The organism is Pseudomonas sp. WAC2, assembly GCF_030403525.1.
Lineage (GTDB): Bacteria > Pseudomonadota > Gammaproteobacteria > Pseudomonadales > Pseudomonadaceae > Chryseomonas > Chryseomonas luteola.
Genome location: NZ_JAUEPD010000006.1, coordinates 228,408 through 254,874, shown reverse-complemented (window position 1 = coordinate 254,874; position 26,467 = coordinate 228,408). Strand labels below are relative to the sequence as shown.

The following is a 26,467-nucleotide window of genomic DNA, read 5'->3' as shown; positions in this document are numbered from 1 at the left end:
ATCCCATGTTCGATCATCTGGATTATAGCCAGCCTTACGCCTCTGCCCGCTCCCCTGTCATGGGACGGAACATGGTAGCGGCCTCCCAGCCACTGGCTGCCCAGGCAGGCCTGGACATGCTGCGCCGTGGCGGTAATGCGGTAGATGCGGCAATTGCTGCTGCCATGGTGCTTACGGTAGTAGAGCCAACAGGGTGTGGTATCGGCAGTGATGCCTTTGCCATCGTCTGGGATGGCAAAACATTACAGGGCCTGAATGCCTCTGGACGCGCACCGGCAGCGTGGTCGCCCCAGTATTTTGCAGGGCACAAACACATGCCGGAGCGCGGCTGGAATGCAGTGACCGTGCCCGGTGCGGTTTCCGCCTGGGTCGGGCTTTCCGAGCGTTACGGCAAGCTGCCTTTCACCACGGTGGCTGAACCTGCCATACGCTATGCGCGAGAGGGTTACCAGGTAACGCCTATCATTGCTGAACTCTGGCAGCGAGGCGGTCAGCTCCTGAAAGATCAGCCCGGCTTTGCCGAGTGTTTTCTCCCCGATGGCCGAGCCCCCAAAGCCGGGCAGAAGATTCAACTCAGGGACCATGCCAAAACGCTGGAGCTGATCGCCGAAACCCGCGGCGAAGCGTTCTATCGAGGCGCCCTGGCCGAAGCCATGGTTGCTCATGCCAGAGCCAACAACAGCGTTATGAGCCTGGATGACCTGGGCAATCACTCAATTGACTGGATCGATACCCTATCCACGCCCTTTGCAGGCGCCATGGTCCATGAGTTGCCTCCTAACAGCCAGGGCATCGCTACGCTCAGCGGCCTGGGGATTCTGGAGGCCATCGGTATTGGCGATCATCCTGTCGACAGCCCCGAAACCCTGCATGTGGTATTGGAAGCGATGAAGCTGGCCCTGGCGGACCTCAATCATCACATTACAGATCGGGACCATATGCGCGTTCTGGCTCACCATCTGCTTGACCCAGCCTATCTAAAGGAGCGCGCCAGGCTGATCGGCGAGACTGCTGCTGACCCAGGCCATGGCTCGCCCAAGCCCGGCGGTACGGTGTACCTGTCAGCGGCAGATGAAAGCGGCATGATGGTGTCGTTCATTCAATCCAACTACATGGGTTTTGGCTCCGGCGTAGTGGTTCCAGGCACGGGAATCAGCCTGCAAAACCGCGGGGCGGGCTTTTCTCTGGACCCAGAACACGTCAACACCGTCGCTCCCGGTAAGCGTCCCTTCCACACCATCATCCCCGGTTTTGCCATGAATGCCGACGGCACGCCGTTGATGTCGTTCGGCCTTATGGGCGGTCCCATGCAGGCGCAGGGACACTTGCAGATGATGTTGCGTATCCTGCGCTACAAGCAGAACCCGCAGGCGGCGGCCGACGCGCCCCGCTGGCGGATCGAGTCAGGTCGGAAGGTTGCCGTTGAGCGACAGTTCGACTCACAGACCGTAGCTGCCCTACGCGCCAAAGGACATGATATCCAGGTTGAGGCACCAAGCGGCGTGTTTGCATTCGGTGGTGCTCAGATCATTCAGAAAACGGCCGATGGTTATGTCGGTGGCTCTGATCCACGCAAGGACGGTCAGGCCGTCGCGTTCTGACCTTGCCGGAGGGAGGCCGCGCAGGCCTTCCTCCCATTCCTTACACCTGATCGAGCCTTAGCTCATTCCAGGTCTTCACGAAGGTGCTAGTCCTGATAGTTTTCTTCTTCTGCATAAGCGAACTGGATGAATCGCTTGGCCTCGTCGAGGCTGCCGACGCGCTTGACGCAGCGTGTGCCCATTCTGATTTCATAACAGCTGCCGCCAGTCGCATCTGCGCATTCGAACACGTAGTAACCATTGGAACTGCTGACGACTTTCTCTTGCATGAGTGCGCTCCCTTTCTCAGGACGGTGAATTCGTTATCGTCACGCCCTCAGTACATGCAATTGGGCGCCCTTTTAATGGGACCGAAATATTCCCTGGCAATTCGCTTCAATCACGGCAACGACCTTTTTGTTCATACAACAGGTTTATGCTCAATCTGGTACAGGCAACCGTCGTGCCTTAACCGTCGCTGGAGGATTTTCCTACTAATCACTGGTCTCGGCAGCTCCGCCCGAATCTGGCTGCTGGCCCATGTGAGTAAACTGAAGACGACTGGCCAAGTTAGCGCTGCTGTGTTTGTTTCGCTCCGTCACCGATCAGTTTTTCTAATATCACCGTGCCACAGCACCAAAAGAGCGCACCATTAAGCGAAGCGCATCACACTTCATCACCCGCATTGTGTTAAATGATATTGATTTTCATTCAATACAGGGTCTACTCTGAATGGGCTTTGCGATAGTAATGAACACTTACTTTTAATGCGTTATTACTGCTTTTAAATTATAAAGGCTAAGCCGTTTGATAATGGCATATAGCTAACTATTAATATCAAACTACCGTGAGAGCCCGGCGAGGCATATATCCCGACAACATGTTGGGTTATTGCAGAATTGTTTAATCAATTGCCGAGGTTCCATTCGTGAATAATCCATTGCATTCGTATGCGGCCATTACTGCATACCCTTCCGCTCGCCTACAGGATGATCAGGCGACTTCGCATCTTTTCAACGAAAAGAATGCGCAGGCCTATGAAAGCCTTATGGTTCAAGGGGCTGAATGTATAAAGGAAACATTGCTCGGTATCGATAAGCCTTATACCGGCATATTGCCGCATGAACTAAAGCGGCAGTTCGACGAAGTGAATCTGGATGAAAAACTGGGTAACGTCAACGAGGCACTGGAAGAATTAAAAGCGTTGTACCTGAAAGATGCTGTTTACTTCCATCATCCTCACTATGTTGCTCATCTTAATTGTCCTATTGTTATTCCGGCTATTCTTGCCGAACTGGTACTTTCTTCTATCAATTCCTCACTGGACACATGGGATCAAAGTGCCGGCGGCACGTATATCGAACAAAAGTTGATTGACTGGACGGCTGAGCGCATCGGCCTGGGCAGCGAAGCCGATGGGGTGTTTACCAGTGGTGGTACTCAGTCCAACCTGATGGCCATGCTGTTGGCCCGTGATCATGTGTGCAACCGTCAGCCCGGTCACGCCAGCAACAAGACGCAAGGCTTGCCGACCGATTTCAAACGCCTGCGCATCCTGTCATCCGAGGTCAGTCATTTCAGCGTACAGAAATCCGCGGCCATCCTGGGCCTGGGCTATGACGCCGTGATACCGGTACGCAGCGATGCGCGCAAGAAAATGGACTTGAGCGATCTGCGCCGCGTGCTGGAAGAATGCGAAGCCGAAGGGCTGATTCCGATGGCGGTAGTGGCTACTGCCGGTACTACGGATTTCGGCAGCATCGATCCATTGGAAGACATCGCGGCAATCTGTCGCGAAAAAAAAATCTGGATGCATGTCGATGCCGCCTACGGTGGCGGACTGCTGATTTCGCCTAAATACCGTAACCGTCTGACCGGTATCGAACATGCCGACTCGGTCACCATCGATTACCACAAATCATTCTTCCAGCCGGTCAGTTGCAGTGCGTTTCTGGTACGGGATCGTCGAGAGCTGGGCCATGTCACCTGCCATGCCGATTATCTGAACCCCAAGAGCCAGACCCAGGAAGGCACACCCAACCTCGTTAACAAGAGCATTCAGACTACACGCCGCTTTGATGCGCTCAAGCTCTGGATGACGTTGCGCACCATGGGTGCGAATGCCTTGGGTAGCTTGTTCGATCACGTAATCGACTTGACTCGCGCAACCTATCCGCTTATCGAGCGTGACCCACGCTTCGACATTGCCCATGTTCCTGAACTGAGCACCCTGGTCTTCCGCTATATCCCCGAGGAGCCGCTGAGTGCCGAGCAGATCGATGCGACCAATGCAGCCATTCGCAAAGCGCTCTCTCGTAGCGGACGCGCCATCGTCGCGGGCACCAAGGTAGGCGGCCAGCAGTACCTCAAGTTCACCCTGCTCAACCCCATGACCACCCTGGACGACCTGCGAGGCATTCTCGACGCCATCAAGCATGAAGGTGCCCGTTACGTTAACCAACAATCTGCCCTGGCCACGTGCTGATCTGGAGAACCACCATGACGGCTTCAACCTACGATTTCATCGCGATTGGTGTTGGCCCCTTCAACCTGGGCTTGGCGTGCCTGACTGCTCCCATCGACGAGCTCAATGGGTTGTTTCTCGACAAGAACGAGTGCTTCGATTGGCATCCCGGCATGATGCTGGAATCTGCAACCCTGCAGACGCCCTTCCTGGCCGATCTGGTCACCCTGGCGGACCCGACCAGCCCGTTCAGCTTCCTGAATTATCTTAAATCCACAGGCCGCATTTATGCGTTCTACATCAAGGAAGACTTCTTCCTGATGCGCCGCGAGTACAACCAGTACTGCCAATGGGTCATCGATCGGCTGCCCAATATCGAGTTCAACCGATACGTCGAACGTATCGACCATGATCCGGCAACCGGTCTCTATACGGTGAACTGTACCTGCACCAAAACAGGAGAACGCCTGGTTTATCAGGCGCGCCGTCTGGTCCTGGGAACTGGCACGTCACCCTACATCCCTGACTGCTGCCAGGACGCCAGCAGCCACTTGTCCCACACGTCGACCTACCTGACCGACAAACAGGCTCTACAGGCAAAAAGCACCATTACGCTGATCGGCAGCGGTCAGAGCGCGGCGGAGATCTACTATGACCTCTTGCAGGAAATCGACACGCGCGAGTACACCCTGAACTGGATCACCCGCTCGCCTCGCTTCTTCCCGCTGGAATACAGCAAGCTGACCCTGGAGATGACATCGCCCGAGTACATCGACTACTTCCATCAGCTGCCTACCCACAAGCGTGACGCCTTGATGCGCAGTCAGAAGGGGCTCTACAAGGGGATCAACAGCGCCCTGATCAATGACATCTACGACCTGCTGTACAACAAGAGCCTATGCGGTCCGGTCAGGACCAACCTGCTTACTAACACGGAACTGCAGGACTGCCGCTACGATGAGCGTACCGGCACCTTTACGCTTACCTTGTTTCAGGAGGAACAGGAGAGCCGCTATACGCTTCAGACTGACGGGCTGGTATTATCCACTGGGTATTGCTACAGAACTCCTCCTTTCCTTCAAGGGTTACGCTCACGCCTGCGCTTCGATGAGCGTGGCCGCTTCGCCGTCAATCGAAACTATACGATTGATACCGCCGGCCAGGAGATCTTCGTCCAGAACGCCGAGCTTCATACGCATGGCCTGGTAACGCCCGACCTGGGTATGGCGTGCTACCGCAACGCCTATATCATTCGCGAGATGCTTGGCCGCGAACATTACCCCGTCGAACGCAAGATCGCCTTCCAGCAGTTCACGGCGCCCTCTTCGACACTGCTCCAGCCGGAGCCGGCCAAGACATGACGCTGCGTACCTCGTTGATCGCCATGACGGCCCTGGCCGTCATCAGCGATACCATGCTGATTCCGTTCTATCCGCAGTACTTTGCCAGCCGTTTCGGTGAAACGCGGCCGGAGCATGTGGGGGCCTATCTGGCCGCCATCTGCTTTACGGTCATGCTCGCGCTGCCCCTCTGGGCGCGCGTGGCGCGGCGGGTGCACCCGATCCGGCTGCTGATCTGGACGCAGCTCGCCGCCGGGTTGCTGTGCCTGTACTGCTATTGGGCATCGGCGCTCCTGGAGTTCTGGCTTGTCTCGCTGGGGATGATCGTGTTCAAGGGCAGCTACCTGCTCATGTACCCCTACGTGATGAGCCTGGAGGACTCCAGGAACCATACCCATACCATCGGCATGCTGTCGGTTGTCGTTCACTTCGGCGCCATCCTCGGCGCCGTGGTGGGCGGCCTGGTCCTTCAGGTACTGGAGCCACGAGATGTCTTTGTGGTAATGGCCGCGGGGGATTTTCTGCAAATGGCGATCTGCCTGCGCCTGCTACGGCGGGAACCACCCCATGCCAAGCCGGAACAAGCCATTACGAACCGTACCGGCAAGGCATGGCCTATCTACCGGCTCTGCCTGCTGATGCTGCTGTTCTATTTCAGCGGCTACCTGGTAAAGCCGTTCTTTACGGTGTACTGGGAGCAGGTCGCTCAGCTGGACCACGCCGCCCTGACCGGACTGGTGTACGCCATTCCTGGTGGCATGGCCCTGCTCGGACTCTGGCTGAACCGGCGTACCGGCAGCCGACAACAGGCCCTGAGCGGTGCGCTGCTGCTGGGTGTGTGCGGCCTGCTGCTTCAGGCTGGTGAGCAGACCGCCCTGATCCTGACTGGCCGCTGCCTGTATGGCTGGGCCATGTTCCAGGTCACGGTACGACTGGATGCCCTGCTCTTCGAGCTGAGCACGCCCGATGCGTATGCCGCTGACTTCAGCAAGATCAATTTCTTTCAACAACTCGGTGTAGTGGGCTCGTCCTTTGCGGCGGGGTCCCTGGTCAGCACGTTTGGCCTGACTGTGCCCTTTCTGATCGGCGCGGCGGGCTTTGCCCTGACCGCCCTTGCCTATCCGCTGCTGGTCCGCACGGCCCAGCCCACAACAACACCTGTTATCGACAAGGGGGTCTGATATGACTGCCATTGCCTTGCAAACACCCATCGATACCCGCCCGTGCTTTAGCAAGCCACAGCATGGACTCGGCCACTTCAGCCTGCGCCCACTCAGCCTGCCAGAGGATACGGCGCGACTACATGATTGGCTGACTCGTGACTATGCACGCTTCTGGGGGATGCAGAATGCGACCCAGGCAGAAGTGGAAACATTCTACCGCGACCTCATGGCCTCTCCTCATGCCAACGCCTACCTGGGTTTACATGATGGCGCACCGGCTTTCCTGGTCGAATGCTATATGCCGCTTCATGACCCGGTAGGCCAGCACTACGACGTGAAGCCCGGTGACCGGGGCATGCATTTTCTTGTCGCGCCGTGCGAGAAACCTGTTTCAGGTTTCACCCTGGCCGTGATGCGAACCATCATGGAATTCATTTTCAGTGATCCCTTTGCCCGCCGCGTTGTCGTCGAGCCCGATGTCCGTAACGACAAGATCCACGTGCTCAATCAGCGTGTCGGTTTCGAGTACGACCGTGTCATTCAACTGGGCGAAAAAACTGCCCACCTCGCCTTCTGCACTCGCGAGCACTACGCCGCCAGCCTTGTAATGGAGAACCGCCCATGAACCAGATGATCACTACTCTGCCCACCGCCACGCCCGGTCAAGCCGCATTGCACCTGACCCCCGAACGTTGGAGCAAGGTCAATCGCCTGCTCGTGCGCAAAGCCCTGGCGGAATTTGCCCATGAAAAGCTTATCGAGCCGGCCTTGATCGCGTCTGAAAACGGTTGGGAGCATTACCGTCTGGACAATGGCAATCCGGCACTGGAGTACCGCTTCCGAGCTTGCAAGCTGGCGCTTGATCATTGGCTGATCGACACCGCCTCGATCGAAAAGACGCAGGACGGCAACGCTGCGCCGCTGGATGCGCTGGAGTTCATCATCGAGTTCAAGGATCAACTGGGTATTCAGGAAAGCATGATGCCGGTCTATCTGGACGAGATCAGCAGCACGCTGTATGGCAGCGCCTACAAGCATGCCAAACCAGGATTAACTGCCGAAGAACTCACCCGTGCTGACTTCCAGTCCGTAGAAACCGGTATGATGGAAGGCCACCCGGGGTTCGTCGCGAACAATGGCCGCATGGGCTTCGACGCGAACGATTACCGCGCCTATGCACCTGAAGCCGCCTCCCCGATCCAGTTGGTCTGGCTCGCTGTACGCAAGACCAAGGCAACGTTCTCATCGTTATCGGACCTGAGCTATGAACGCCTGCTCGAGGAGGAACTAGGCAGCCAGACGGTTGCTGATTTCACTGCTCAGCTGACCGAACAGGGCTTGAATCCGAACAATTACCTCTTCATGCCGGCTCACCCGTGGCAGTGGTTCAACAAGCTTTCCATGGCCTTCTCGGCCGATGTTGCCAACCGCAATATCGTCTGTCTGGGCTTTGGGGAGGATCAGTACCTGGCGCAGCAGTCGATCCGCACCTTCTTCAACGCAAGCCACCCTGAAAAGCGTTATGTGAAAACGGCACTGTCCATTCTGAACATGGGCTTCATGCGCGGTCTGTCGCCTTACTACATGCTGGCGACGCCTGCTATCAACGAGTGGCTGAAAGCATTGATTGAAAGCGATCCGTTTTTGACCGAAAACGGCTTCAGTATCTTGCGTGAAGTAGCCTCGGTGGGCTATCGCAACCACTACTACGAGACGGCACTGGTCAACGATACCCCTTACAAGAAGATGCTCTCCGCCCTGTGGCGCGAAAGTCCGGTTCCACAACTAAAGCCCGGCCAACGCCTGATGACTATGGCCTCGCTGCTGCATCTGGACGCCCAGGGCGACTCGCTCCTCACGGCGCTGATCGCCTCCTCCGGCGTGGATACGGACACCTGGTTGCGCCGCTATCTCAACGCCTACCTGACGCCCCTGCTGCACTGTTTCTATGCTCACGATCTGGTGTATATGCCTCACGGGGAGAACCTGATTCTGGTGCTGGATAACAACGTTCCGTCGCGGGCAATCATGAAAGACATTGCGGAAGAGATCGCCGTGCTGAACCCTGATGCCAAGCTGCCGGAAAAGATCAAGCGATTGGCCGTCTCTGTACCCGAAGAGCTGAAAATCCTGTCGCTCTTCACCGACGTGTTCGACTGCTTCTTCCGCTACATGAGCGCCATTCTGGTGGAAAAAGCCGACTACGCTGAAGACCGTTTCTGGTCGCTGGTAGCCGAGTGCGTCAGCACCTATCAGCAGAGCCACCCTCAATATGCCGAGAAATTTGCCCGATACGACCTGTTTGCGCCCGAGTTCATCCGCTCCTGCCTGAACCGTCTTCAATTGGGCAACAACCAACAGATGGTCAATCTGGCAGATCCGGCTGGAAACCTGAAGCTTGCCGGAACCTTGATCAATCCGATCGCACCATTTAAGCGTTAACGCGAATAAATCCGCTACGGCTGCCTGCACAGACAGCCGTAGCGGACAGAATGGGAAACCGTAGAAACAGCCAGACGTTGCACCCGTTAATGGTATCTCCACGCAGTGCGCTTAGGGTGTAACACCTTCTGCATCACTACTGATGTCGCGTTGTGTTAATTGGATCAAGTAACTTACAGGTGTACGTTCGTCCACCCATAAAGCGAAGTGTCCTGAAATTTGAGAAAATACGGGATTGCGCATGAAGCGCGCCTGATCTGGGCTGGCAAAGCTATGAATGGTGTTATCGAAGAGCCTAAAGCTTTGCTTGAAGGCCACTGGCTTGTCTTGATTGAAGATGATCCACTTCTGCAAAGTATTTTATCGGGCTTCGTGGAAGAACTGGGCGGTCGTGTCAGCAGCTTCGAGACGGCTGATGATGCGTTGGTTTACATGCTCAGTGCAGGTGAAAAACCCTCTCTGGTCGTCACCGATCATCTGGTGCCTGGGCAGATCAAGGGCGCCGAGCTGGCAACCATGGTTGGCGCACGCTGGCCAGGTCTTTCGGTCATTGTGACCACCGGACGTGACCTGGAGACCATTCCTGAGCTACCAGACGGCATGCTTTATCTGCAGAAACCATGGGATCTGGTGCAGATGAAAAAAGCCATTATCCAGATGCTAAATAAAACATCCGTCAGTCTTTGAATAAAGCCTATGGCTACAGTAGGACTAATTCGCTTGTTTTGAGCGCCCGTTAAAGAGACCAAGCGCGCAGTCTTGCCCTTGCCTACCCTTCCTCTTTCCGAGCAAGACGAACTTCCACTACTTGTGGAAGTGACACGCTATGACAGTGCCGGTCGACATTACCTTTCCGAGCAGACCGCCATGATGAGAGACACTGCCACCCACATGTCGCCTGCTCAATAGTAAGGGTCGGTGGCAGACCACCGCGCTTGGGAAACCGCCTCTACAGTTCAGAACGGTAGCGTTTGATACCACCAGGCCACCTATCCTCACTATCCTAATAATCCGTGCGCCTGCTCTTTCCTGCCCGTTGCGAATCCCTTTCCTCTGGAGCGTGATCATGACCCAGGCAGCACCCGGTTCCGTCGACACCCATACGTTGCGAAAAGTCATTGCCGCCGCCTCGATCGGTAATTTCGTCGAGTGGTTCGACTTTGCCATCTATGGCTTTCTTGCAACGATCATTGCCGAGCAATTCTTTCCCAGCGGCGACGCGAAAGCCGCTTTGCTCAAGACCTTTGCCGTATTCGCCGTCGCCTTTGCCTTCCGGCCATTGGGCGGCATCGTTTTCGGCATGCTGGGCGATCGGATCGGCCGCAAGAAGATACTGGCCCTGACAATCCTGATGATGGCCGGTGCCACGACGTTGATAGGCCTGTTACCTACCTATGCCGCCATAGGCATGGCCGCTCCGCTACTGCTGACCGTTATCCGATGCGTCCAGGGATTCTCGGCCGGAGGCGAATACGCTGGTGCCTGCGCCTATGTCATGGAGCATGCACCACGGGAAAAACGCGCCACGTACGGAAGTTTCGTACCCGTATCGACGTTCTCGGCCTTTGCCTGTGCAGCCGTATTGGCCTACGGTCTGGATGCTACGCTTACCAAAGACGCCATGGCCAGCTGGGGCTGGCGTATACCCTTTCTTATTGCAGCGCCTCTGGGCCTCGTAGGCCTATATTTGAGGTTGCGGCTAGGCGAGACCCCGGCGTTCCAGTCTGTCGAGGCTCAACACGCAGTAGCACATGCGCCACTGCGTGAAACGCTCAAGTCCAATGGCGGAGCTATCTGTCGGCTGGGCGCGTTTATTTCCGTAACGGCCCTGTCCTTCTACATGTTCACAACCTACTTTGCGACTTACCTGCAGGTAGCCGGTGGGCTTGATCGCGCCTCCGCCCTTCTGGTTACCGTCATTGCCCTGGTTTTTGCAGCCATGCTATGCCCATTCGCAGGTCTCTTTTCAGACAGGGTCGGGCGCAAGGCTACAGTATTTACAACCTGTACCTTACTGATCGTTGTGGTCTATCCGTCGTTCTGGATGGCCAGCTCAGGCAACCTGCTGCTGTCGGTTCTGGGTGTACTGCTGTTGGCCGTCGGAGCGGTACTGTCCGGTGTCGTCACCGCTGCACTGCTGTCTGAAGTCTTCCCCACCCGGACGCGTTACACCGCCTCAGCCATTACCTACAACATGGCTTATACCGTTTTCGGCGGTACTGCGCCTCTAATGGCAACCTATTTGATTGCACAGAGCGGTAGCAACCTGGCACCAGCGTTCTATCTCATCGCGATATCCGTAATGGCGTTGATCGGAGGTCTGCTGCTACCCGAGACGTCAAAGGTTGAACTGAGCGAGGTAACCGGGCGTGTGCCCGCTGCGGAGACGGCTTCCTTGACCAGCATAACCACCTGAGACGCTTTCAGCGTCAGGCGGCAAACCTGTCCATCGCCTGAACGTTTGTCAGCCTTTGTAACGACCAGGGAACAGGACGTCTCGCAGTGGAGTCCCCTTTAGATACCGATTGGTTCTATATGGAGATAACACACGATGAAAGCCCTGCATGAACCACTAATGGCCACACGCAAGTCCCAGCAGTCACTCAATGAGCCTAATGTACAGGGAACCGAGCGCACCCTTTCCCTTGTAGGTGGTAGCTTACTCCTGGCAGGCGGCCTGCGCCGTGGCGGTCTTCTGGGGCTGGCACAAATGGCCTTGGGCGCACTGGTAACAGCCCGTGGCGTCACTGGTCGTTGCAAGGCCAAGGCAGCGCTTACGCCTACACCATACGAATCGCTTCTGCAGGAAGAGTACGGCTGGACCAATGCCGAAGCAATTTCCCGCACGATTACCATTGGCAAACCGCGTGCCGAGGTCTACGACTTCGTACGCAGCATTGAAAATCTCCCCCTCTTCCTGCGTCGCCTCGAACGCGTCCAGCAGATGGACGCCACTCACTATCGCTGGGTTGCGGTAGGCCCACAGAATCGGACAGTAGAATGGAATGCGTTCCTAGAGGAAGAGATTCCGCAGGAACGTATTGTCTGGAGCACCGAATCCACGGCATACCTTCAGCATAAAGCCACCCTCACCTTCAGAGATGCCCCCAACGGCATGGGAACGGAGTTGCAGGTCGTTCTGGCGTGCGAACCGCCAGCCGGCCGGGTGGGTTATGCCGCAGCCAGTCTGATCAGCCAATTCTCGGGACGTGAGCTTAATCTTGATTTGCGTCGCCTGAAGCAGCTCCTAGAGACCGGCGAGATTACCAACAATCTCATGAGGACAGGTGCTGTCGAACGGGTCCCGGTGGATGAAGTGTCAGCAACCGTACCGTTGGAAGGCGAAGTGATCAGCGAGCCGCGCACTATCGCGTCACATACCGATGAGACTCGTCAGGGAGGGGCTTACTAATGCGCGCGCTCACCTGGCAAGCCCCTAACGTTCTTCAAGTAGAAACCGTACCGGACCCGGAAATCGTTAATCCACGCGATGTCATTCTTCGCGTCACGATGTCGTCAGTATGCGGCTCCGACCTTCACCTACTAGGCGGTTACGTGCCGGCCATGAAGCCGGGAGACATCATCGGCCATGAATTCATGGGTGAAGTAGTTGAAGTTGGCTCCGGCATTAGCCAATTCAAGAAGGGTGATCGCGTTGTTACCATATCCATTATAGGGTGCGGCAACTGCGAACACTGTCAGCGTAGCGATTTTTCCTGCTGCGACAACTCCAACCCGAATCCGGAAACGACAGATCTGGCCTACGGTCAACCGTGCTGCGGCATTATTGGTTACAGCCATGCCTTTGGCGGATATGCGGGAAGCCATGCGACGTATATCCGCGTGCCCTTTGCCGACGTCAACCTGTTCAAGGTGCCCGACGGCGTTACCAATGAGCAGGCAGTCTTTGTGTCGGACGCTGCGCCGACTGGCTATTTTGCTGCCGATAATGCCGATATCCAGCGGGGCGATACTGTCGCCGTCTGGGGCTGTGGCGGTGTTGGCCAGATGGCCATTCGCATCGCCTACCTAATGGGTGCCGAACGGGTTATTGCTATCGACCGCTTCGCCTCTCGCCTTGAACTGGCCGAGAAGAAGGCCGGGGCGATTACCATCAATTACGAAACCACGAATGTCCACGAAGCCTTGCTGGAGTTGACCGGTGGGCGCGGGCCGGACCGCTGCATCGACTGCGTCGGCATGGAAGCGCACGGCACCGAGCTGGATTATGTATACGACAAGACTAAACAACTGATGCACCTGCACACTGAGCGCGGCACTGTGCTTCGTCAGGCCATTCGGGCCTGTCGCAAAGGCGGGACGGTATCCGTGGTGGGTGTTTACGGCGGCCTCCTGGACAAATTCCCCATGGGCGCCATCGTCAACAAAGCCCTTACGGTTCGCTCCGGCCAGCAGCCAGGCCAGCGGTATGCCAATAAGCTGTTCGAGCACATTCAGAAAGGCGAGCTGGATCCGTCCTACCTGCTGACGCACCCGATGAGTCTGGAAGATTCACCGCGCGGTTATGCCATGTTCAAGGAAAAGACCGAGGACTGCATGCGCGCGGTATTCATGCCGTAAATGGGAGTTGTGCATGGACGACGAGAAGGATCACCCACCTCCAGAACCCACCAAGCTGACCCAGTCCAAAGAGCGCTGGGTCAGTGAGGGGCGCTATCTGACAGGCCGTATTTCACGGCCCGAAGAGGAGCGTTTACCGCCCGGTCAGCATCTGGTCAAGAACTGGCCCATACTGGATCTGGGCGTCAGGCCCACCGTTACTCGGGAACGTTGGCAGCTAAACGTAATCGGCGCAGTGAAAAACCCGCAGAACTGGAACTGGGATGCCTTCATGGCGCAACCCCAGTCTCGGTTGGTCAGCGATATTCACTGTGTAACCAGCTGGTCTCGCTACGACAATCAATGGCAGGGTGTAACCACGCAGGACCTGCTGGATCGTGTACAGCCGCACCCGGACGCGCGTTTTGTACTGCTCTACTCCAACGACGGGTATACCACCAACCTGACGCTGGAGGATTTCGCAGCTCAGGGTGCCCTGCTTGCCCATTCCTGGGAAGGCAATCCCCTCTCAACCGAGCATGGGGGGCCGGTACGCCTGATCGTACCCCACCTGTACTTCTGGAAAAGTGCCAAGTGGATCAGGCGAATCCAGTTTCGGGTCAGCGATGTGCCCGGCTATTGGGAAGAACGCGGGTACCACAATCGTGGTGATCCCTGGCAGGAAGAACGTTATTCCGACGATGAGTGATGCCTTCAGGCATCACTCACTCCTGTTTTCATCAAGGGAAGTTGGCCTGTAATGCCCTTTCCAAATCGTCAGGCTTGAACGGCTTGGCCAGAACCGGCCGATTTTTCCACTCTTCCGGCAACCCGTAGGCCCCATAACCAGTAGAGAACATAAAGGGGATGTCGCGCGCGGCCAGCTGCTCGGCAATCGGAAAAATTTCACGGCCACCTACATTCACATCCAGAATGGCCAGATCGAAGGTTTCTGAGCTGGCCAGCCGCATGCCTTCATCAAAATCAGCCGCGCTACCTGCTACGTCGTAGCCAAGCTCATCCAGGATATCTTCAAGCAGCATGGCGATCAGTGTTTCGTCTTCGACAAGCAAGACACGTTTACGGGTAGTGGTCAAACGAAGCTTCCTTTGGGCCTGACCTGCAGGCACAACAGCGGGATGGATAAATGACATTCGAGGCCTTGCGGTACGAATGTAGTTACGACGCGCCCTTTCAGTTCACGCGTAATGCTGCGATCGATCAGGCGAGAGCCAAAGCCTTTGGTCTGGGGAGTCTCGACAGTGGGACCGTCGCGCTCCAGCCAGCTGAGTTCCAGGCAATCATGCCCCGTATGTTCATCTTTACCGACATACCACTCCAGCTGCAAGCGCCCTTCCGGGACGGAGAGTGCACCGTATTTTGCGGCATTGGTGATAAGTTCATGAAAGACCATGGCCAAGGCCAGTGCTTCTCGGGGCTCAAGCGCATAATCACTGCCAAGAAGCGCAATGCGGTCAGACTTTTCCTGCTCAGTATAAGGTGCAATCTCCTGCTCGATTACCGCTCGGAGTTGAGCCCCTTGCCATTGCTCATGGGTCAGCAGGTCGTGGGCCTTGCTCAAAGCCAGCAAACGGGCATCGAATGTTTCGCGGAATCGAGACTCGGCATTTGCACTACGCAGGCTATAGGTTGCAATGGACTGCACCGTCATCAGCGTGTTTTTCACCCGGTGGTTCAACTCGTTGATAAGCTCACGCTGCTGAGCCTCCGCCTTCTTGTGGCGGCTGATATCTACACACATGTTGACGGCGCCAGTGATTTCACCTTGCGCGTTACGCAAGGGGGACGGGTACGCCGCAAACGGAACACGCGAGCCATCCTGCCGCAGAATAAAGCCCTCTCCGCCCTGTATGGCCTCACCGTTGTTAAGCACTGAGGCCATGAAGCATTCATCATGGTTCAGCTCACGACCATCCGGCCACTGCATCTTCCAAGAGCCGCACCACTGGGCCTTACCCAATCGGGGACGATACCCCCAAAGCTCCACTGCGGCTTCGTTGTAAAAGGTCAGGTAACCCTTCGCGTCGGTGGTGTAAACGGCCACGGCAAGCCCATCGAGCAGCTCACTCAAATGCCGCTCGCTTTCGCGCACGGCTTGCTCGTCTTTTATCCGCTGGGTGATGTTATGGGTCACGGCCAGATGAACTCTACGACCATCCGGCAGGCGCAGCGGAACCGCATGGGTTTCCATGTTTACCCGGGAGCCAGCCAAGCCAATGATGTCGTAGGTCCAGCTGAGCTGCTCACCGTTGCACACGCGCAGGTGATTCGCGATCCATATCTCCCGATGCTCGGGCACGATGAGATCGAATACGCAAGACCCCTGTACCGCTTCAAGGCAGTCGGCCTCAATCATGGCAAGGCCGGCCCCGTTCATCTGCATCAGCGAGCCGTCTTCGGTTACGATCTTGATGCACTCGGGCGTTGCATCAACGATAGCCTGTAAAAAGGCCTGACTTTCCTGCAGTCTTCGCTCGCTTTCCTTGCGCTCGGTGATGTCCTGAAAACAATTGATGGCGCCCTGGATCTGTCCGACCTCATTAAAAATCGGCGAGATGTTAACCAGCACCCAACGCTTATGCCCCAGCAGGTTCTGAACCTGCAACTCATGGTCGCGCACCGGAGCACCAGAGCGCAGCACACTGGCCATAGGCGACTCTTCCGGTCGCATCACGCGCCCGTCGGCATGGAAAACCCGGTCGATTCCAATGTAGTAGGTTTCACCAGGAACGAGCTCCCGTCCCCACAATTCTGCCGCCTTGCGGTTGTAGCGAACAATGGCTCCCGTCGCGTCACACACGAACGCAGCGGCAGGCAGAAGCTCGAAGACCATGTCGTTCAAGATATCTGATGATAGCGGTGGCATTGAAGCAGGATCAGGGGAAGAGACTTCCAGCGTGCAGTTCATAATCCAGGAGGTGCTCAACAAGCCGGCCATAAAAGGTCTGTATTTTACAGTTTTGTGCCTTAAGCGCGTCATGCCCGTCTCGACAAATGGTCATTAACCGATCAAAGGATTATCGCCTCGTCGGAACAAGCGAACCGATTTGCCATTTTCTGCTTCAAACATGGCGTATTGATGTTGAGGCCGTTATGCAAGCTAAGCAATTTTCCCTGGCAGACTGGCACCGCATACTTTTCGGCGAAACACCTTGGACGTTTCTGATAGAAGTAGTCATTCGGGCTGGGCTGACTTATGTTCTGATTATGATGGCCATGCGACTCCTGGGACGACGCGTGGCCTCCCAATATACCCTCTTCGAACTTTCCGTGGTCGTTACCCTGGCCGGTGCGATTGGTGTACCACTACAGTCTCAAGAGCGCGGAATGTTACCGCCTCTGATCATCATGGCAGGCGTCATTATCTTCCAACGAGTGACTGCGCGCCTGACCATGCGCCATCCCAAGGTAAACCATGCCGTCTCGGGCAGTGTGATGACTGCCATCACCAATGGGCGACTGGAACTGGCTGTCTTGCGAAAGACTGTCCTGTCTCGAGAAAAAATCTTTGCACTACTGCGCATGCGCAATATTCAGCACCTGGGCCAGCTCAGCCGCGTCTATATCGAGCCTTCCGGCTCCATTTCCATCGTGCTGACTGACCAGCCCTGCCCTGGGCTTTCTATTATTCCGGAGATCGACACCGAGTTGCGGGAAGCAGTAGCCAGCCGGGACCATTTTTCCTGTACGAGCTGCGGGTACACACTCAAGACTCAGCAAGAACCGCAATGTGCCTGCGAATACTGTAAGGCTGAGCGCTGGATGCCAGCCGCTGTAGAGCTGGAGGACTGAATGCTGAACGTTACATCCTGGGATTGGCACCGTATTCTGCTGGGCGATACGCAGTGGTCGTTCATGATTGAGGTGGTGCTGCGTACCGGTGTGATCTACCTGCTTCTGCTCATGATGATGCGCATGATGGGCCGCCGTGTCGCCGCTCAACTCAGCATCTCGGAACTGGCCGTCATGATTACGCTGGGTGCGGCGATTGGTGTGCCCCTGCAGACACCTGAAAAAGGCATCCTGCCTGCTGCGGTCCTCTTGCTGACGGCTCTGATTTTTCAGCGAGGCCTGTCGTTTCTGTCATTCAAGAGACGCTCGGTAGAAGTGGCGACCCAGGGGGACTCAACCATTCTCGTCAAGGATGGCCGTCTGGTCATCGACAACATGGTCAAGGCCCGCCTCTCGCCCGAACGTATTCACTCGGAGCTGCGCGCGCAGAATATCCAGCATCTGGGCGAGGTTCGCCGTGTCTACCTGGAGTCATCCGGCCACTTCAGCCTGATTAAATACCGTACGCCGCACTATGGACTCTGGCTGCTGCCAACGCCAGACGATGAAATGAGTGAGCGTATCCAGGTCAATAGCCACTATGCCTGCTCACGATGTGGTCACGTAACAGAGTGCAACCCTGCGCCTGAAGATCAGGAGTGCGACTGCTGCGGCAACAAGGAATGGCTACCTGCTGTGAGGCGTCTAGGGGTAAAGATGCAGGAGAAAGAAGACGATCAGAAAGCGTCGGAGTAACCCTACCGCATGCCAGACAATGATAATTGTGGAGAACTTTCAAACGTGCGCAGCCTTCTATTTCTCATAGGTGGTCGACAGCCCTACTGGGTGTGATCTTAACCATACGCAACAGGGCCTCTCCATCATGAAAGATTATGAGCAAATATTTGACCAACCTGAGTCCATTACGGGTGCCAGTGCAGCCGATGAACTGGATTGCATTATCGTGGGCGCAGGGCCAGCGGGCCTTACAGCTGCCATCTACCTGGCACGCTTTCACCGCAAGACGCTGATCGTCGACGACGGTGCCAGTCGTGCCGCCTTGATTCCCCTCTCTCATAACTATCCCGGTTTTCCACCCGGCATTTCGGGCAAAGGTCTGCTGGAGCGTTTGCGGGAGCAGGCAACGACCTATGGTGCCCGTTTCGAAAATGCCCGAGTCGATGACATCCAGCAGCGCCCGGAAGGCTTTGAAGTGTTCTTCAACGGTCAGAGCGTGTTGACGCGTCGCGTATTGCTGGCCACCGGTATACAGGATGAATTGCCCGATATGCCTAGCGTGTACGAAGCCATCGCAGCATCCTCTGTACGCTTGTGCTCGATCTGTGACGGTTACGAAATCAACGGTGACAACGTGGCAGTGTATGGCGAGGCGGAGTGCGCCATCTCACACGCCGTATTCCTGCGCACGTTTACGAACCGGGTGACTGTCGTCATACATGGAGAGCCGAAGGCCTGTGAAGAAGCGTTTGCTCTGGCCGAGCACTATGACATTCGTTTGATCAGCGACCGTGTAGAAGGCATCCGCCTGCTGGAAGACCAGCAGGTAGAACTCAGGACCTGCAAGGGCGAGATCCATCGGTTCGACATTGTTTACCCGTCTTTGGGTTCTAGAGTCCGTTCCGAGCTGGCCATACGCCTGGGCGCCGAAGCAGACGATACGGGAGCATTAATTGTTGATGAACACTTGCGTACTTCTATTCCAGGCCTGTATGCCGCAGGCGATGTCGTCAAATCACTCAAGCAGATCAGCGTAGCGACCGGCCACGCCGCGCTCTGTTCGACGGCCATTCATAACAGTCTTGAGACCAATCCCTGGACAGCTAGGAACGCGGCACCGACACGGTGAGCAGGCAACAAAAAGGGCCAACCGTGTGGTTGGCCCTCGATACAACAGAATGCTTACTTCTTGGCGGTTTCACCGGCTTCGGAACGCGCCATGAACGCCATGGTGACTTCCGGCAGATGCTCTCTCACCCACTCGGCCATGGCAATTTCCTGCGGCAGGATCTGCTCGCACACTCGCTTGGTTTCAAGATCGCCAGCCGCTTCGGCGGCAGAGATCAGCACGGTGTACATGGCGATCTCGACGTTCTCAAAGACATAACTGGCCATGGACCCCTTGACCACTTCGTCAGTCATGAACATGCCGCCCATCGCTTGCCCCATGGCCATGAACTTACCGGTAAAGTCCTTCATGGTGGAGGGGCTGGTCCCTAGACGGGTCAGGCAGCCTTCAATCAGCTGAAGCTGGGACTGGGTTTCTTCAATGTGCTGCTGAATACGGGCGGAGAGCTTAGGATAATTCTCAAGACGCTCCAGCTGGCCCTTCAGCATTTTGTCTGCCTGCTGTTCCATGCCGTGGGCATCTTTGAGCCAGTCGATCAGATGTTCTTGACGAGTAGTCATGTCTCTTCACCTTTTGGTCAGGGTAGAAGTTAGTTAAGCGAAGCGAGCTTTCCAATTTAAGCGGCTAAATCCGAAATACATAAGCGGCTGTTATTACTTAAAGTTTTACAACTCTTGTATTAAGTAATGCACAACGCCTTAGTTTCTTCGCTATCCACTTCTGTTTAGTCAACTGCCCTTCTCACAAAGTTCTCGCCAACCATCGCATTATGACCGGCTGAAAAATACATACCCACAGACATAATACCCTTAAATCGCATTCTAGAGCGTTCCGTCAGTAATGAAGCGCCATATGTCCATAGCGAGACGACTTTAATTTATACAAGATTTATACAACAGATCTAGTAGACTCTTTAGTCATAAATGGACTAATCAAATCTAAAAATAAAGTTTCCTCAAAGTACATTCCACTGGTCAGTTATTTTGTGACGAGAGGAATGCTATGACGCCTCAAGAGTCCATCCTCAGGTGCCACTATTGTGTGCAACCGTGACTATTACTGACGAGGCGATAAAGGGAATTAACCCTCTCCCGAAGCGATTAAACCTGGGGGACAAGATGGATACATTTGCTGGACTTCTGGATATGAAAGGCACGCCGCTGGATAAGCAGCGGTTTACCTGGCGTGAAATGGCCACTCGGCCGATCAGCAAGTTGGATGACGATGCGACGACTCGCATCCGCATCATTCTCATGAACGGCATCGAAACCGAGGCCCTTCGGCTCAAGCATATCGGCGCGCGATTCCACAAGGAGCTGCAACCTCATCTGGCCCATATCCGCCGCGTAGAGCAGCATCAGGCTACCGCCATCAACTGGCTGATCTCGGGTGACCACTCCCCGCTGGAAACGACCATTGCCTACGAGCAGGTGGCTATTGAAGTCACGGCGGCAGTCGCCCAGAACGAGCCTGATCCCTACCAGGCACAGTCATACCGCTTCGGACTTCTGGAAGACTTCGATCACCTGTATCGCTACTCGGCCATGTACGACCGACTGGAGGGCAAGGATCCGAACAATATCCTACAAGGGTACACGGACATCATTCCGGGTCGTCCGACCAGCCAGCATCACCGGAATCCCAGTGACGATGTACGCGACAGCTATGACAAAACCACCGCGCAGCTGATCACCAAGATTCATGCGGCGATGATTACCAGTTCGGAATACCAGACTCACGACTATTACATGAACGTCGGCAACACCTTTGCCGATCCGGTTGCACGTGCGCTGTATGCCGAAATCGCTTCGGTTGAAGAGCAGCATGTGACCCAATACGAGTCCCTCATGGATGCCAGCGAAACCTTTATGGAAAAATGGCTGGTACATGAGGCGATGGAAGTCTATGCCTACGCAAGCTGTGCCGAACAGGAAGAGAACCCGCGCATCAAGGCCTTGTGGGAGCGCTTCCTGGATTACGAACTGGGTCATTTGGAATTTGCCTGCGACCTGTTCAAAAAGTACGAGCGTCGCGATCCGGCTGAAGTGCTGGTTGGCGAGCTGCCCAAAATGCGCCCCTTGAAGCGCAACCGCGACTTTGTACGCGAGACCCTTTCGAAAGAAATCGACCTGCGCGCCCACGGTATTCACTACGTACCGAAGGAGAAGGAAGATAAGGCCTCTCTGGATTATCGCAACCACCTCAACTCAGAGGGTATCCCGGCGGATATTGCCTCGGCAGGTTATATCTGGACACCCGGTACCGAACTCTTCCGTAAACCTTGAGGACTTGCCATGACTACTTCTGCACCCATGGGGTTGAATCGCACCGGCGCACAGATGTCCCCCGAGGACACCAAAAGACAAATTGAGGCTACTGAGCAGTTCCGCCAGGATATCCCCCCAGGCGATGCCTCGCGCATTACTGAAGAGCGCGTCAAGTTCATTCGTGAGCATGAGGCTATTGATGAGCAGGTCGGCTCCGTTCCTCCACCCGGCTCGATGAAAGGCGTACTGAAAACAGGCTTGGACAAGATGATGGGTAAAAACCCTGAACTGCTTCTCGACAAGCTGGGCGAGCGCCTAGCCTACGAGCGCACCGGGGTTCGTCTGTATGAAGCCTTCATTGCCAAGGTCGTTGCAGCACCCGATGCCCGCCCGGAGCTTCTGGAAACGCTCAGGACTATCCAGCAGCAGGAAGCCGAGCACATGCAGCTGTTGCGTGAGTCCATCGAAACACTGGGTGCGGACCCTACCGCCATGACGCCCTGCGCCCATGTCTCTGGCACCATGGCTCAGGGGATTATCCAGGTACTGACCGATCCCAGAACCAACATGGCGCAATGCCTCAATGCCATGCTGACCATCGAGCTGACAGACAATGCTGCATGGGAGTTGCTGATCGAGCTGGCTCGCCAGGCGAACCATCCCAATATTGCTTCCAGCTTCGAAGTGCCCATGCGCCATGAGGAAGAACACCTCGTCAAGATCAAGACGATGTTGCGTGACGAACTCAAGGCCCAGCTCAGCTGATTGAGTATTGCCTTAACAAAAGGCCCGCATGATGCGGGCCTTTTGTTTGGTCTCAGGAATACGGGGTGACAGGTAAGGCTCGCTTGTGATGCGAACCGCTGTAGTATTTGAAAATAACCTGATAGGCATGGTCACTGACCTTCTTGCCTTCAAGGAAATCATCGATTTCGGCGTAGCTGATGCCAAACGCCTCTTCGTCCGGCTTGCCGGGCGACAGTGATTCCAGATCTGCCGTGGGCACCTTGTGCACAAGATTGTCAGGCGCACCCAGGTATTCGCAAATCATGCGTACACGGCGCTTGTTCAACCCATGCAGCGGAGTCAGGTCGCAGGCACCGTCGCCAAACTTCGTGTAGAACCCCATCAGTGCTTCAGCACCATGGTCAGTCCCGATAACCAGCCCCTTGCGGGCCCCCGCCACCGCATACTGGGCAATCATACGCTGACGCGCCTTGACATTGCCCATGACGAAATCCTGCTGCCCTTCATCACGAAAGGCCAGTTTGCTATCCTGCAAGCCCTGCAGCATCCCGTCGGTAGCCGGCTTGATATTCACGGTCAGCACTTCGTCCGCCTGAATGAAGCCCAATGCGCGCTGGGCATCTTCTTCATCCTTCTGCACACCATAGGGCAGCCGCATGGCAATGAAGCGGGCATTGTGACCTTCACTACGAGCCTGCTCGACGGCCAATTGGGCGAGACGGCCGGCAGTCGAGGAGTCTACCCCTCCGCTAATGCCCAGCACATAGGCCTCCATGCCGGTCTTGATCAGGTAATCCTTGAGAAACTTGATACGCAGCTCGGCCTCACGCTGGGCATCGAATTCGGTGGGTATTTCGAGTGCCTTGATAATGTCACGCTGAATGGATTCGTAATCGTCTGACATGCGTTTAGCCTCTCTCTCCGCGTAATAGTCGTGCATGGAATAATGGAATATTCGTCAAACTGTAGACGGCTGCTGCCAATTGCACGTCCTCCCGGCCACCAAAGAACCGTTCGGTTCGGGAGAAGACAGCCAGCTCGCCCTGATAACGAAAGCCCCAGCCAAAGCATACGGTGCCAGGGGGTATTCCATCTACTCCATCCGGGCCTGCAAGCCCCGTGTTAGAGATGGCGACCGCTGCATCACTGTCATGCAGGGCACCGATGGCCATTTCCCGTGCCACCTCTTCACTTGTCAGGTTGAACGTATCGATCGTGTACGGGTGAACACCCAGCAAACGCTGCTTTGCAGCAGGAGAATAAACGACATAACCGGCATCAAGACAGGATCCGCTGCCTGGAATTTCAGACAGCAGGTGAATGACCCGCCCTGCCGTGCAGGACTCGGCTGTCACCAGCAGCATGTCGTACTCTTTCAAATAATCGAGAACCGGTTGGATATCTGACCTCATGGATGCTCCCACGAAACGAAGTGCGCATTTTCGTTATGAAAGGCAGCCGCCGCGCAAGTTCGATTGGAAGAAGCATACGTACCGTCAGGTGCGCTTCAAATCGTCAGGCACATCCACGTCACGATAGATGCCGGGATCACTGCACTCTACCCAGCGTAGCTTACCTTGCCCAAACAGCCCTCGCCCGCCACGGTCGCCCGTGAGAGCACACAACGCCTTGAAGTAACGACGGCCAAACGCCACCGGATTGCCGGCCACCGGAGTGCCGGCCACCGGGTTACCAGCCACAGGAGTGCCGTCTGGAGAATTACTGGATGCTTGTGAAACGCTGTTCTTTAAAGGGCAGAACGGCACGGCAATTACGTCCTCTGACACCACCTCGGCTATCTGGCGGAACGTCTCCGGCTGTACAAACGGCATGTCGCCCAAGGCGATCAACCAGCCCCGATGATTTGGCTCGGCCGCAATCGCCTGCGCCAGTGTTTCGCCCATCCCCTGGGTTTGTACGGCCAGTACGTCAAAGCCTTCGCGTCTGGCGAGTGCCGCCACCTCTCCATTATTCGGTCGGGTCACGACCACCTGCCGCTGCCCGATACCCTTGAGATTGCGCAAGGTTTGCTGAAGCACGCGGGTCGACTCGCCTACCCCAGTTTCATACCTGGCCAGCAGCTTGTCAGTCCCGCCCTGGGCGCGAAAGCGACTGCCCTGCCCGGCCGCCATCACGATCACGCATAGCGAATCAGCCACGTCAGGCCACTTGATCGACAACAGGCTTGGGCTGTTTCTTTTGTGTCAGCGCAACACCATTTTTTACAGCGACCACTTCGGCCAGCAGTGAAACAGCAATCTCGGCTGGCGTATGGCTACCGATATGCAGGCCAATAGGGCCGTGCAAGCGATTGATTTCATCCTCGCTCAAATCAAACAAGGCCAAGCGTTCCCGACGCTTGCGACTGTTACCCAACGAGCCCAGCGCGCCGACATAGAAAGCCGAGGACTTGAGCGCGGTTAGAAGCGCCATGTCATCCAGACGCGGATCGTGAGTCAGCGCCACGATCGCCGTCCGCTCATCAGGAACAATGGAAAGCACCGCATCGTCTGGCATACCCGGGACGAAACGCGCCTTTGAAGTCTCCCAGCCGTGGTTGAATTCCTGCCGCGGATCGCAGATCAACACGTCGAAATCCAGCATATGAGCCATTTCGGAAACGTAGCGGGACAGCTGACCTGCGCCAATCAACAGCAATCGCCAACGCGGGCCATAAACGACACGCAAGGTCTGCCCATCCAGATGCAAGGCGTCGTCCGCCTGCGCCGGAAATAACTGAACGGCTCCGGTGCCGAGCTCAAGCTGCCGGGCCACCAGCTCGTGATTGTCACAGCGGCTCAGTAGATCGGCAATCCACTGCGGATCACCTAAAGGCTCCTGCACCAAACGCAGCGTTCCGCCACAGGGAAGCCCGAACCGAGCGGCTTCCTCCTGCGTCACACCGTAGGTGATGAGTTCTATTCCGGTTTCGGGAATCCGGCCATCATGCATGCGTGCAATCAGATCATCTTCGATGCAGCCGCCAGAAACCGAGCCGGCAGCACGACCATCGTCCCGCAGAGCCAACATGGCACCCGGTGGACGCGGGGAGCTTCCCCAGGTCTGAACCACTGTAAACAACACAACGCGATGCCCTTCCCGACGCCAAGCCAAGGCGCTGCGCAACACGCTCGAATCCACACTATCCATTCAATTCACTCAATCGGTAAGCCAGGAGGCCATGCGCTGCCAGTGTATAGCAGGCGCGCTTTGCCTCGACAGTCACGGGTAGAGCCTTTGAAACGTATCTGGTTCCCCGTCCGTCATGGCGCTTTGGAACCTCGGACGCAGCGGCCAACTCAAAACTGGAAAGCACACACCTGGAGGTAACCGGTATGCCACGTTCGATTTGGAAAGGCGCCGTCAGTTTTGGACTGGTCAATATTCCGGTTTCCCTGGTATCCGCCACCTCCAGCCATGGAATCGATTTCGACTGGCTGGACAAGCGCAGCATGGACCCGGTGGGCTACAAGCGCGTCAACAAGAATACGGGCAAAGAGGTCTCCCGGGAAAACATCGTCAAAGGTATCGAGCACGAGAAAGGCGAGTATGTCGTGCTTAGCGACGAGGAGATTCACAACGCCCTGCCGGAAGCCACCCAGACGATCGACATTCTGGCGTTTGTAGAGGCCAGCGAGATTTCCATCCTGCACTTCGAAAAGCCCTATTTTCTGGCCCCTGAAAAACACAGCGAGAAGGTATACATCCTTTTGCGAGAGACACTCAAACGCACCGGCAAGGTTGGCGTAGCCAACGTCGTGATGCACACCAAGCAGCACCTTGCTGTGATCATGCCCTTGGGCGATACGCTCGTGCTCAACACCTTGCGCTGGGCCAACGAGGTTCGCTCAGCCGAGGACGTGGGTCTTGAAGACCTGGACGTCAAGGTGTCCAAGCGCGAGATCGACATGGCCGAGCGCCTGGTTGAAGACATGACCGAGTCGTGGGATCCGGAACAATACCACGACACCTTCGAAGACAACGTCATGAAGCTGGTTGAGCGCAAGGTGCGTGAGGGCAAGCTCGAAACGCTTGAAGCGCCTGAACAGGAAGCACCCAAACGTACGGCCGATGTCATTGACCTTACCGAGCTGCTCAAACGTAGCCTGAGAGGCACACGCACGCCGCCCGAGAACGACGACGAAAAAGCCCAACTCGCCAAGGCAAAGCCAAAGCGCACCAGCACCACCCGACGTTCGTCAGGTACCGCCTCACCCAAAGGCCGTAAAGCAGCCAAATAAGGAA

At 56.0% G+C, this 26,467-nt stretch carries 25 protein-coding genes; 17 read left to right on the top strand and 8 right to left on the bottom strand.

Annotation, left to right across the window (positions count from 1 at the left end; genetic code table 11):
- The first annotated feature begins 5 nt into the window (after positions 1 to 5).
- The gene (locus QWJ10_RS15070) at positions 6 to 1,601 is read left to right on the top strand and encodes a gamma-glutamyltransferase family protein (RefSeq protein WP_289927634.1); all 1,596 of its coding nucleotides are present in this window, start codon (positions 6 to 8) and stop codon (positions 1,599 to 1,601) included.
- 86 nt (positions 1,602 to 1,687) lie between these two features.
- Here QWJ10_RS15070 and QWJ10_RS15065 read toward each other — a convergent pair whose 3' ends face one another.
- Entirely contained in the window at positions 1,688 to 1,870 is a 183-nt protein-coding gene (locus QWJ10_RS15065) for a hypothetical protein (protein ID WP_010798112.1), read from the bottom strand.
- A 638-nt stretch (positions 1,871 to 2,508) separates the two neighbouring features.
- On the opposite strand from QWJ10_RS15065, the gene QWJ10_RS15060 reads away from it, so the two are divergent.
- The 10 genes from QWJ10_RS15060 to QWJ10_RS15015 all read left to right on the top strand — a co-directional run bounded on the left by QWJ10_RS15060 (position 2,509) and on the right by QWJ10_RS15015 (position 14,258).
- Complete coding sequence (locus QWJ10_RS15060; protein WP_289927631.1) at positions 2,509 to 4,065, top strand: aspartate aminotransferase family protein; 1,557 nt, start codon at positions 2,509 to 2,511, stop codon at positions 4,063 to 4,065.
- A gap of 14 nt (positions 4,066 to 4,079) precedes the next feature.
- The gene (locus tag QWJ10_RS15055; protein ID WP_010798110.1) at positions 4,080 to 5,405 is read left to right on the top strand and encodes a lysine N(6)-hydroxylase/L-ornithine N(5)-oxygenase family protein; all 1,326 of its coding nucleotides are present in this window, start codon (positions 4,080 to 4,082) and stop codon (positions 5,403 to 5,405) included.
- Entirely contained in the window at positions 5,402 to 6,565 is a 1,164-nt protein-coding gene (locus QWJ10_RS15050) for an MFS transporter (protein ID WP_289927626.1), read from the top strand. Before QWJ10_RS15055 ends, QWJ10_RS15050 begins: the two co-directional genes overlap by 4 nt.
- 1 nt (position 6,566) lies before the next feature.
- Complete coding sequence (locus QWJ10_RS15045) at positions 6,567 to 7,172, top strand: GNAT family N-acetyltransferase (RefSeq protein WP_125889020.1); 606 nt, start codon at positions 6,567 to 6,569, stop codon at positions 7,170 to 7,172.
- The gene (locus QWJ10_RS15040; protein ID WP_289927623.1) at positions 7,169 to 8,989 is read left to right on the top strand and encodes an IucA/IucC family siderophore biosynthesis protein; all 1,821 of its coding nucleotides are present in this window, start codon (positions 7,169 to 7,171) and stop codon (positions 8,987 to 8,989) included. The genes QWJ10_RS15045 and QWJ10_RS15040 overlap by 4 nt, the downstream gene beginning before the upstream one ends.
- A 273-nt stretch (positions 8,990 to 9,262) precedes the next feature.
- Positions 9,263 to 9,676 carry a response regulator gene (locus tag QWJ10_RS15035; protein WP_010798106.1) on the top strand — a complete coding sequence of 138 codons (414 nt, stop codon included), beginning with the start codon at positions 9,263 to 9,265 and terminating at the stop codon, positions 9,674 to 9,676.
- 379 nt (positions 9,677 to 10,055) lie between these two features.
- Complete coding sequence (locus QWJ10_RS15030) at positions 10,056 to 11,405, top strand: MFS transporter (RefSeq protein ID WP_197870332.1); 1,350 nt, start codon at positions 10,056 to 10,058, stop codon at positions 11,403 to 11,405.
- Positions 11,406 to 11,540: 135 nt separating this feature from the next.
- A complete protein-coding gene (locus QWJ10_RS15025; RefSeq protein WP_197870330.1) occupies positions 11,541 to 12,401 on the top strand; it encodes an SRPBCC family protein in 861 nt (286 codons plus the stop codon).
- Complete coding sequence (locus QWJ10_RS15020; RefSeq protein WP_010798103.1) at positions 12,401 to 13,570, top strand: zinc-dependent alcohol dehydrogenase; 1,170 nt, start codon at positions 12,401 to 12,403, stop codon at positions 13,568 to 13,570. Before QWJ10_RS15025 ends, QWJ10_RS15020 begins: the two co-directional genes overlap by 1 nt.
- A gap of 13 nt (positions 13,571 to 13,583) precedes the next feature.
- The gene (locus tag QWJ10_RS15015) at positions 13,584 to 14,258 is read left to right on the top strand and encodes a sulfite oxidase-like oxidoreductase (RefSeq protein ID WP_125889015.1); all 675 of its coding nucleotides are present in this window, start codon (positions 13,584 to 13,586) and stop codon (positions 14,256 to 14,258) included.
- Between the two features lie 31 nt (positions 14,259 to 14,289).
- Here the strand turns inward: QWJ10_RS15015 and QWJ10_RS15010 are convergent, their stop codons facing one another.
- Both QWJ10_RS15010 and QWJ10_RS15005 read right to left on the bottom strand, forming a co-directional pair.
- Complete coding sequence (locus QWJ10_RS15010; RefSeq protein ID WP_019365010.1) at positions 14,290 to 14,646, bottom strand: response regulator; 357 nt, start codon at positions 14,644 to 14,646, stop codon at positions 14,290 to 14,292.
- A complete protein-coding gene (locus QWJ10_RS15005) occupies positions 14,643 to 16,403 on the bottom strand; it encodes a PAS domain S-box protein (RefSeq protein ID WP_289927821.1) in 1,761 nt (586 codons plus the stop codon). The genes QWJ10_RS15010 and QWJ10_RS15005 overlap by 4 nt, the downstream gene beginning before the upstream one ends.
- Before the next feature lie 260 nt (positions 16,404 to 16,663).
- On the opposite strand from QWJ10_RS15005, the gene QWJ10_RS15000 reads away from it, so the two are divergent.
- The 3 genes from QWJ10_RS15000 (at position 16,664) to QWJ10_RS14990 (ending at position 19,208) form a co-directional block, all read left to right on the top strand.
- Positions 16,664 to 17,362, top strand: coding sequence for a YetF domain-containing protein (locus QWJ10_RS15000; protein WP_260466412.1), 699 nt, complete (start codon positions 16,664 to 16,666; stop codon positions 17,360 to 17,362).
- Positions 17,363 to 18,097: a YetF domain-containing protein gene (locus QWJ10_RS14995; RefSeq protein WP_125889012.1), complete on the top strand. Its 735-nt coding sequence runs from the start codon at positions 17,363 to 17,365 to the stop codon at positions 18,095 to 18,097. It abuts the gene before it with no gap.
- Between the two features lie 127 nt (positions 18,098 to 18,224).
- Positions 18,225 to 19,208, top strand: a complete 984-nt coding sequence (locus tag QWJ10_RS14990; protein WP_125889011.1) for an NAD(P)/FAD-dependent oxidoreductase — start codon at positions 18,225 to 18,227, stop codon at positions 19,206 to 19,208.
- A gap of 53 nt (positions 19,209 to 19,261) precedes the next feature.
- Here the strand turns inward: QWJ10_RS14990 and QWJ10_RS14985 are convergent, their stop codons facing one another.
- Positions 19,262 to 19,768, bottom strand: a complete 507-nt coding sequence (locus QWJ10_RS14985; protein ID WP_010798096.1) for a ferritin-like domain-containing protein — start codon at positions 19,766 to 19,768, stop codon at positions 19,262 to 19,264.
- A 558-nt stretch (positions 19,769 to 20,326) separates the two neighbouring features.
- Here QWJ10_RS14985 and QWJ10_RS14980 point away from each other — a divergent pair.
- Both QWJ10_RS14980 and QWJ10_RS14975 read left to right on the top strand, forming a co-directional pair.
- Positions 20,327 to 21,493: a hypothetical protein gene (locus QWJ10_RS14980; RefSeq protein WP_289927604.1), complete on the top strand. Its 1,167-nt coding sequence runs from the start codon at positions 20,327 to 20,329 to the stop codon at positions 21,491 to 21,493.
- Between the two features lie 9 nt (positions 21,494 to 21,502).
- Positions 21,503 to 22,240: a ferritin-like domain-containing protein gene (locus QWJ10_RS14975; RefSeq protein WP_019365018.1), complete on the top strand. Its 738-nt coding sequence runs from the start codon at positions 21,503 to 21,505 to the stop codon at positions 22,238 to 22,240.
- A 52-nt stretch (positions 22,241 to 22,292) separates the two neighbouring features.
- On the opposite strand, the gene nadE is transcribed toward QWJ10_RS14975, so the two are convergent.
- From nadE to QWJ10_RS14955, 4 genes are all read right to left on the bottom strand, one after another.
- On the bottom strand, positions 22,293 to 23,126 hold the full coding sequence (gene nadE, locus QWJ10_RS14970; protein WP_122042709.1) for an ammonia-dependent NAD(+) synthetase: 834 nt from the start codon (positions 23,124 to 23,126) through the stop codon (positions 22,293 to 22,295).
- Positions 23,127 to 23,130: 4 nt separating this feature from the next.
- The gene (locus QWJ10_RS14965) at positions 23,131 to 23,634 is read right to left on the bottom strand and encodes a CinA family protein (protein ID WP_033352115.1); all 504 of its coding nucleotides are present in this window, start codon (positions 23,632 to 23,634) and stop codon (positions 23,131 to 23,133) included.
- Positions 23,635 to 23,718: 84 nt separating this feature from the next.
- On the bottom strand, positions 23,719 to 24,381 hold the full coding sequence (locus QWJ10_RS14960; RefSeq protein WP_289927599.1) for a nucleotidyltransferase family protein: 663 nt from the start codon (positions 24,379 to 24,381) through the stop codon (positions 23,719 to 23,721).
- 1 nt (position 24,382) lies between these two features.
- Positions 24,383 to 25,372 (bottom strand): XdhC family protein, encoded by a 990-nt coding sequence (locus tag QWJ10_RS14955; RefSeq protein WP_289927596.1) that lies wholly within the window; start codon positions 25,370 to 25,372, stop codon positions 24,383 to 24,385.
- A gap of 185 nt (positions 25,373 to 25,557) precedes the next feature.
- Here QWJ10_RS14955 and QWJ10_RS14950 point away from each other — a divergent pair, with 185 nt between their 5' ends.
- A complete protein-coding gene (locus QWJ10_RS14950; RefSeq protein WP_289927594.1) occupies positions 25,558 to 26,463 on the top strand; it encodes a Ku protein in 906 nt (301 codons plus the stop codon).
- Positions 26,464 to 26,467 lie beyond the last annotated feature (4 nt).